General features: G+C 73.4%; 10 protein-coding genes. 2 read left to right on the top strand and 8 right to left on the bottom strand.

Features of this window, described 5'->3' with window-relative positions; all coding sequences use genetic code 11:
• From L0B03_RS10940 to L0B03_RS10955, 4 genes are all read right to left on the bottom strand, one after another.
• A partial coding sequence (locus L0B03_RS10940) for a WXG100 family type VII secretion target (protein WP_250445828.1) occupies positions 1-620 on the bottom strand: 620 nt, incomplete at its 3' end.
• Entirely contained in the window at positions 617-910 is a 294-nt protein-coding gene (locus L0B03_RS10945; RefSeq protein WP_250445829.1) for a hypothetical protein, read from the bottom strand. The genes L0B03_RS10940 and L0B03_RS10945, both read right to left, overlap by 4 nt.
• Before the next feature lie 65 nt (positions 911-975).
• On the bottom strand, positions 976-1,464 hold the full coding sequence (locus L0B03_RS10950; protein ID WP_250445830.1) for a hypothetical protein: 489 nt from the start codon (positions 1,462-1,464) through the stop codon (positions 976-978).
• Positions 1,465-1,487: 23 nt separating this feature from the next.
• The gene (locus L0B03_RS10955; protein ID WP_250445831.1) at positions 1,488-2,351 is read right to left on the bottom strand and encodes an SDR family oxidoreductase; all 864 of its coding nucleotides are present in this window, start codon (positions 2,349-2,351) and stop codon (positions 1,488-1,490) included.
• 113 nt (positions 2,352-2,464) lie between these two features.
• Between L0B03_RS10955 and L0B03_RS10960 the strand changes: the two genes are divergently transcribed.
• Positions 2,465-2,872, top strand: coding sequence for a helix-turn-helix domain-containing protein (locus L0B03_RS10960; RefSeq protein ID WP_250445832.1), 408 nt, complete (start codon positions 2,465-2,467; stop codon positions 2,870-2,872).
• Positions 2,873-2,923: 51 nt separating this feature from the next.
• Here the strand turns inward: L0B03_RS10960 and L0B03_RS10965 are convergent, their stop codons facing one another.
• From L0B03_RS10965 to L0B03_RS10975, 3 genes are all read right to left on the bottom strand, one after another.
• Positions 2,924-3,625 (bottom strand): flavodoxin family protein, encoded by a 702-nt coding sequence (locus L0B03_RS10965; RefSeq protein WP_250445833.1) that lies wholly within the window; start codon positions 3,623-3,625, stop codon positions 2,924-2,926.
• Between the two features lie 79 nt (positions 3,626-3,704).
• Positions 3,705-4,919, bottom strand: a complete 1,215-nt coding sequence (locus L0B03_RS10970; RefSeq protein ID WP_250445834.1) for a cobalamin-independent methionine synthase II family protein — start codon at positions 4,917-4,919, stop codon at positions 3,705-3,707.
• Between the two features lie 172 nt (positions 4,920-5,091).
• Positions 5,092-6,015 (bottom strand): DUF4190 domain-containing protein, encoded by a 924-nt coding sequence (locus tag L0B03_RS10975; RefSeq protein WP_250445835.1) that lies wholly within the window; start codon positions 6,013-6,015, stop codon positions 5,092-5,094.
• 253 nt (positions 6,016-6,268) lie between these two features.
• On the opposite strand from L0B03_RS10975, the gene L0B03_RS10980 reads away from it, so the two are divergent.
• Positions 6,269-6,661 (top strand): hypothetical protein, encoded by a 393-nt coding sequence (locus L0B03_RS10980; protein WP_250445836.1) that lies wholly within the window; start codon positions 6,269-6,271, stop codon positions 6,659-6,661.
• On the opposite strand, the gene L0B03_RS10985 is transcribed toward L0B03_RS10980, so the two are convergent.
• The coding region (locus tag L0B03_RS10985; RefSeq protein ID WP_250445837.1) for a DUF4190 domain-containing protein at positions 6,616-7,843 on the bottom strand (1,228 nt) is incomplete at its 5' end. The genes L0B03_RS10980 and L0B03_RS10985 overlap by 46 nt on opposite strands.

The following is a 7,843-nucleotide window of genomic DNA, read 5'->3' on the forward strand; positions in this document are numbered from 1 at the left end:
CAGCTCGCGCGCCACGCCAGGCCGGTCAGGGCCCCCGCCGCGAGCCAACCACCGACCCCCGCCCCGGAGAGCTCGCGCGGGACCAGCCCCGCCCCCTTGAGGAACCACACGAAGGCCCCGTCGCCGGTGACGGTCCGCAGGCTCGAGGTCAGGCGCTCGTGCGCCTGGGTCTCGGCGTCGCGGGCCTCCCGGGCGCGCTCCACCAGGCTGTTGTAGAGGGTCACGCGGTCGTTGTGGCGGGTGACCGCCTCCGGGGTCGAGTCCTCGGCGAGCTGCCCGGGCGGGAGCACGCTCGTGGCCGTGACCGCGAGGCCGCCGGCGCGGGCGTCCGCGGCGATCGCGGTCATCCGGTTGTCGAGGGTGGTGATCTCCCGGGCGATCTCCCGCAGCGCGTCGCGGCTCGCCTCGGCGTGCCCCTCGAGGGTGGCGACGCTCGTCCGGGTGCTGACGAGTCGGACGTCGAAGGCCTCGGCCGCGTCCCCGGTCCACGCCCCGGTGGCGGCCGAACGGGCCGAGCTCAGGGTGTCGATCGTCGAGCTCGCGACGGACGCCAACCGGTCGAGGTCGTCGGAGGTGGTGTAGCAGGCGGACGGGTCCCCGTGGACCTGGAGCTCGATCATCGGACCTGCATCCCCTGGCCGGTGCCGCTCAGCGAGCTGGCGGTGGCGCCGTCGTCGGCCTGGTAGTCGTCGATCGTCGCCTGGAGGGTGTCGGCCAGGGCGCTCAGGCTCTCGGTCATGTCCTCGAGCGCGCCGGTCAGGGCGGTGACCGCGGTCCTGGTCTCGTCGGTCGACCGTCCGACGTCGGGACCGGCCGGGAGGGCGAGCCCCCCGGTCGAGTCGGCCTGGCTGCGCAGCTGGGCCACCACCCCGGCCAGCGCCGCCGGGTCAAGGCTGAATCCGCTCCCCACGCGGACACCTTAGCCAGCAGTGGCCGGTCCGGGCTCACCACGGGCGTCGCGGCCCGCGACCACCGTCAGCTGCGGTTGACCTGCACCCGGACGTCTGCCGGGTCGGTGCAGGCCATGACCTCCCGGAGGGTGCGGACCATGAGGGCTGCGGCCTCGCTCGTGTGGGTGGCCTCGGCGTACCCGAGCCCGGGCCCGGCCACCCACTCGCGCTGGTATCCCGGGACGACGAAGTCGGGGCGGTCGGGGACGAGCCAACCGAGGGCGAGGATGCGCTCCTCCTCCTCGGGGGTCCACGGGTAGACCCCACCCGTCCGGGGTGAGCCCGCGCACTCGGCGACCAGCGCGTCGTCGACCCGGATGGCCTGCGTGTACGGGTGCACCGTGCCGGTGCGCTCGCGGACCAGCCCGAGCAGGCGCCGCTCCTGCAGCACCGCGGGGCGACCGGCACCGGTCACCTCGACCACGACCGACTCGCCCTCCTCGAGGCTGCGGAGGGTGGTGGCGAGCTCCTGCTCGACGGCGGACCAGGGGGCTGGGCTCGTGGGGGTCGGCACGGGCCCAGCCTGCCACGCCCGGTTCAGGCCTCGTCGAGCGCGGCGCGCAGCCCGTCGACCAGCGGGGTGGTCGGGCGGCCGAGCAGGGTCGAGAGCACCCCCGGGGTGCCCGCGAGGAGGCCGTCGCGGATGTTGCCGTCCAGGGCGACGACGAAGCCGACGGTGCCCTCGTCGAGTCCTGCGGCCAGCAGCGCGGCGCGGTGCTCCTCGGGCGAGACGGGCCGGTACGTCACAGGGGTGCCGGTGACCTCGCTGATCGCGGCGGCGAGCTCGTGGTGGTCCCAGCTGGTGTCGCCGGCGAGCTCGAGGACGGCGCCGTCGTGCTCCTGGGTGCGCAGCACGGCCGAGGCGGCCTGCGCGTAGTCGATGCGGGAGGCGCTCGCGACCCTGCCCTCGCCCACGCTCGCGACCAGCTCGCCGGTCTGGGCGGCCTGCTGGGCCGCGGGCACGTAGTTCTCGGTGTACCAGCCGTTGCGCAGGACGACGGTGACCAGGCCCGACGCCGCGAGGAGCTCCTCGGTGGCCTTGTGCTCGGGCGCCAGGACCAGGGCGGAGGTGTCGGCCTCGGTCGCGCTGGTGTAGACGACGCGGCGCACGCCCGCGGCCTTCGCGGCCTCGATGACGTTGCCGTGCTGGGCGACGCGCTGACCGACCTCGCTGCCCGAGACCAGGAGCACGGTGTCCGCGCCCTCGAGGGCCGGGGTCAGGGTCTCGGGTCGGGTGTAGTCGACGGTCGCGGTCCGCACGCCCCGGGCGGCGAGGGGCTCGAGGGCCTCGGCGCGGCGGCCCGTGGCGACGACCTGCTCGGGCGGGGTGCCGTGGGCGAGCAGGTCCTCGACGACGAGGCGTCCGAGGTGGCCGGTGGCTCCGGTGACGACGACGGTCATGGATGATCTCCTTCAGGTGCGGGGGGCGTCGGGTGGCGCCTCGTGGTGATCAACGAGTCCCGTCGTCCAACCCTTCCTCCTGGCAGGTACCCACTTCTGGGTAAGGTACTGACATGACGGTGAGTTCCCAGGTCAGCGACGGTACGACGACGGCGAGCAGTGTCGATCTGCTCCTGCCCCGCGGCGGTGGCGGTGTGCTGGCGGCCCAGTGCCCCAGCCGCGTCGTCCTGGACCACGTGACGAGCAAGTGGGGGGTGCTCGTCCTCGTGGCGCTCTCCCGCGGCACCCTGCGCTGGGGTGAGCTGCGACGGGTGGTCGAGGGGATCAGCGAGAAGATGCTCGCCCAGACCCTGCGGACCCTCGAGCGCGACGGCATCGTCCACCGCGAGGCCTCGCCGACGATCCCGCCGCGGGTCGACTACTCGCTGACCGACCGCGGGCGCGAGCTCACCGAGCGGCTGCTCCCGCTCATGGACTGGGTGCTGGTCAACGCCGACGAGATCCTCGCCGACCAGGGCTGAGGACCCCGGCGCGGTCCTCGGCCCCTCGGCCCCTCGGCTCCTCGGGGAGCCTCAGCCCCGCGGGTGGTCGAACCGCTCGCCGTCCTGCCAGGCCGTGGTCGAGGTGCCGTGCGCGGGGATGCCGCCCGAGCGCTTGAGCATCGCGGCCATGTGCATGAGGTTCCAGGTCATGAAGGTCAGGGTCTGCTGGGTGAAGTCGCTCGCGGGGCCGTCGGAGCCCTCGTCGGCGTAGGAGGGCCCGGGCCCGGCCTCGCCGACCCACCCCGCGCTGGACTGCGGGGGCACGGTGTAGCCGAGGTGCTGCAGCGAGTAGGTCAGGTTCATGCCGACGTGCTTGTAGCCGTCCTCGTTCCCGGTGATCACCGAGCCCGCGACCTTGTTGTAGAAGACGTACTGGCCAGCGTCGTTGGTCTCGGCCGAGTGCGCGTAGAGCCGCTCGACCACGCGGGTGCACACGCTGGACTTCTCCCCGAGCCAGATGGGTGAGCCGAGCACGAGGATGTCCGCGCCGAGCACCCGGTCGCGCAGCGCGGGCCAGCCGTCATCGGGGAAGCCGGCCTCGCGCATGTCCGGCTGGACCCCGGGGGCGATGGCGTGGTCCACGGCCCGCAGCTCGTCGACCGTCACCCCGTTGGCGCGCATGATCGCCACCGAGTCGGCCATGAGCGCGGCGGTGTTGGACGGCTCGGGGGACGGCTTGAGCGTGCAGTTGATGAAGACGGCCGTCAGGTCGGAGAACTCGGTGGATGCCATGCCCCCAGGGGACATCCGCTCCCGGTGGCCCGCAAGCCGGGAGGAGGCGGCGTCGTCGTGCCGAGGCGCTGCGCGGTGCTCAGGCCCACAGCCTCCGGCTGGCGATCTGGGCCCCGGCGGAGAGCGTCTCGAGCTTGGCCCAGGCGATCTGGGGGTGGATCCGCCCACCCAGCCCGCAGTCGGTCGAGGCGATGACGTTCTCCCGCCCGACCCGCGCCGCGAACCGCTCGATCCGCTCGGCCACCAGCTCAGGGTGCTCGACGACGTTCGTCGCGTGGCTCACGACCCCCGGCAGCAGGACCTTGCCCTCGGGCAGCGCGACGTCGTCCCACACGCGGTACTCGTGCTCGTGGCGCACGTTCCCCGCCTCGAAGGAGTACGCCCCGGCGTCGACCTGCAGCATGGTCTCGACGATGTCGGCCATGGGCAGGTCCGTGGTGTGCGGGCCGTGCCACGAGCCCCAGCACAGGTGGAAGCGGATCCGGTCGGCCGGCAGGCCGCGCAGGGCGTGGTTGAGGGCCTCGACCCGCAGCCGCGTGAACGCGACGTAGTCCTCGACCGAGGGCTCGGGGTCGATCTGGTCGAAGTTCTCCGCGATCGACGGGTCGTCGATCTGCAGGACCAGGCCCGCGTCGAGGATCGCGAGGTACTCCTCGCGCAGCACGTCGGCCCACGCGTAGAGCAGCTCCTCGTCGCTGCCGTAGTGCTCGTTGCTGATCCGCGAGGCGCTGCCCGGGGACAGCGCGGTGACGAACCCCTCGCGGGCACCCGAGGCCTGGACAGCGGCGGCCAGGTTCGTGACGTCGGCCGCGACGGCGGCCTGGCCGGTGTAGGTGAGCGGGCCGACGACCTTGGGGAACGGGGCAGGCTTGGTCGAGCCCCCGGTCCAGATGCCCGACGTCGGGTCGGCGTAGGCCTCGGCGAAGCGCTGGCGGTCGCGCCGGTGCAGGAACCCGGTGATCTTGACCTCCCCGGGGGACGAGGCCACGGCCTCGGTGGCCCAGCGACCCTCGAGGTCGAGCTCGAGGCCCCCCACGCGCTGGAAGGAGTAGGACCACCACGCCCCGTAGTCGATCGGCGAGCTCATGGCCTTGCCGTACTCGCCGTCCCCGACGATCGTCACGCCCGCGTCGAGCTGCCGCTGCACGATCCCCTGGACCTGCTCGCCCAGCATCCTCTCGAACCCCTCGGGGCCGGCGCCGTCGGCCCGGGCGGCGTTCGCCTCGATGAGCTCGGGCGTGCGCGGCAACGAGCCGGCGTGCGTGACCTCGATGCGGTCGGTGCTGGTCAGCATGGTCTCCCCCTTCGTCGGTGGGGCTCGGCCGTGATCGCAGCCCGCGGCTGGTCGCCCCTGGTCGGTCCAGGCTAGAGGGCCGTGGCCGCCCAGACGGCCGAGACGGGCAGAGTCGTCGTCCCCCCGAGCCAGCCGACCTCGACCAGGCGAGCGCGGGTCGCGCTGCGCCGGGCTAGTTCGCGTCCCAGACCACCGGCGGGGCGCCGGGGTCGGTCGTGTCGGTGACCACCACGTGCACGTCCCCGAGGCGCTGCCCGGGAACGTCGAAGCAGACCGCGGTGAAGGTCTCCTCCGTGGGCTCGAGCTCGAGGTCGGGCTCGACCTGGCTTCCCGGCAGCACCGAGGCGGCACAGCTCTGCGGGGCGTACCTGACCTGGTTGTTGGTCACCAGGTGCACCTCGTACCCCTCGTGGAGCCCGACGGGCTCGGTCCCGTCGTTACGGACGTCGAGGTTCACGAGCACGTAGCCGTAGGCCGCCTCGGGGTTGTGCTCGTTCGCCTCCTGGATCGCCGCGTCGGCGCGGAGGTTCGCCGCCTTGACGGTCACCTGCAGCGGCCCGACCGCCGCGGGGTCCCAGACCGACAGCGTCGGGACATCGGCGAGGGCGTCGCGCTCCTCCTCCGGGAGGGGGGTACCGGTGTCCTCGCGCCCGAGCTCGTCGTCCGCCGGGGGCGGTACCGGGTCGACGGGCGGGACCCGAGCGTCGTCCTGGCCCACCTCGAAAGCCCACTCCTCGTCCACCGAGAAGCTGCCCTGGTCGGCGAGCCAGAAGCCCAGGACGGTCGATCCGATGCCGAGCAGCACGGCTACGGCGCCGACGACGACCCCGGCGAGGGCGAGGCCCGGCCCGCTCGCCTCGCCACGTCGGGCACGACGTCGGGCGGTGAACCCGATGACCACCGCCGCGAGGCCACCCAGGAGCCCCAGCACCCCGACGAACGGAATCCAGGCCACGAGCACCGAGAGCACCGCGATGACCAGGGCGACGACGGCCAGGGCGCTGGTGGGCCCGCCGGGCCCGCTGGTGAGCCCGTCACCACCCGGCTCGGCGCCCGGCGGTTGCGGGTCCTTCTCGACGTACGGATTGGTGCTCATCGACGGGCTCCCCTGCTGGACGACTCCATCGAGGGTAACCACGGCGACCCGGGCGTCGCCCGTCGAGCAGGGCGCCGCCCGCTGAGCAGGGCGTCGCCGCCGACCCGGGGTCTTGCGTCGTCGTCGGGCGCAGGTAGCCTCGAGAAGATGTCGGAGGGGACGAAGGACGAGGTCGGCACCACGCTCAGCGCTCGCACCAGGACGTGGGGCGTGCAGCTCGCCGTGGCGACCTTTCTACGTGGTCATCGGCCTGGTGTGGGTCGTACGAGACTTCGGGCCGGCCGGGTGGTTGTTCATCCCCCTCGGGCTCGTGTTCGCCGAACGGGCGTGGCGGCTCGCGACCCTCCGGGTCCACATGACCGCGGAGTCGCTCGTCGTCGGGCGCTACCGCCGTCGTCGGTCGATCCCCTGGGGTGCGGTCCGGGCCGTCGTCGCGCGACGTCGCTGGTGGGACGGGGACCGCGTCGAGATCGTCCCCGAGACCGGCGAACCCGTCACGGCGCTCCTCAAGGCGTCATGGTTCGACGACAGCTTCGAGCGGAACCTGGGGGTGCTCCGACAGCGTTGGCGGAGCCAGACCACGGGGCAGACGCGCGACGACTACTCCGCCGCCCAGAAGGCGGGCGGCGTGTCGAAGTCCTCGTAGTCGATGACCATGATCGACGCTCCGTCGACCCGCTCGGCCGGCACGTCGAAGCAGACCTGGTACGCCGCGCTCTCGCCGGGACGCATGTCCGGCAGCTCGAAGGCGAGGTCTCCCGGGAGGTTGGACGCGTAGCAGCTGGTCGGTCGGTAGGCGATCTCGTCGGTCGTCACCAGCTGGACGTCGTAGCCCCCGCCGACCCGGACGAACTCGTCGCCGTCGTAGCGGCTCTCGATGTCCACCAGGACGTAGCCGAAGGCAGGAGCGGGGTTGTACTCGTCGGCGGCGGCGATCTCCTCGTCGGCGTCCAGGTCGATGGCGGTGACGGTGACGGTCGCCAGGCTCAGCGTGGCCGGCTCGCCCAGCGCGAGGGGGGAGTGCGTGGCGTAGGCCTCGCTGTCCGTGGCGACGAGCGGCATCCCGCTGTCCTCCCGCTCGAGCTCGTCGCTCTCGGGGGCGGGGACAGGGTCGAACTCCTCGCGGGCGTGCTCGTCGGCGTCGAGCTCGGCCTCGAACTCTTCGGGGTCGAAGGTCCACTCCGCGCTCGTGGCCGAGCCTGCCTCGTCGATCACCCAGAACGCGAAGGCCGTCGAGGCGATCCCGATGAGGATCGCCACCGCACCGACGATGATGCCTGCGAGGGCCATACCGGTGCCACCCGCCTGGCCGGTCCGGGCCCGACGACGGGCCACGATGCCGACGACGACCGCGACGATGCCGCCGATCAGGCCGAGGATCCCGATGAAGGGGACCCACGCACTCAGGATCGCGAGGACGGCCACGACGAGCGAGACGATCGCGAGGACGCTGCTCGGCCCGCTCGGCGCGGTGCCGGCGTAGGGCTGCCCGTACGGGGTGCCGTAGCCGGCCTGGGGGTAGCCGGCCTGGGGGTAGCCGGCCTGGGGGTAACCCTGCTGCGGGTAGCCCTGCTGGGGCTGAGCCGGCTGGGCGTACCCGGGCTGGGGGTAGCCCTGCTGCGGGTAGCCCTGCTGGGGGTGGCCCTGCGCTGGGTAGCCCTGAGGCGGGGGCGGAGGCTGCGTGGGGTCGTGCTCCTGCCCGGACGGCTGCTGCGCGTACGGGTCGCTCGCAGCGGCCGGCGCTCCGAGGGTCCATGCCCCGGTGGGAGCGTCGGCGCTGGGGCCGTCGGTGGTGGGCCCGGCCGGGGGCTGCGCGGCGGTGTCCGCG

Source organism: Actinotalea sp. C106 (genome assembly GCF_023630195.1).
GTDB lineage: Bacteria > Actinomycetota > Actinomycetes > Actinomycetales > Cellulomonadaceae > Actinotalea.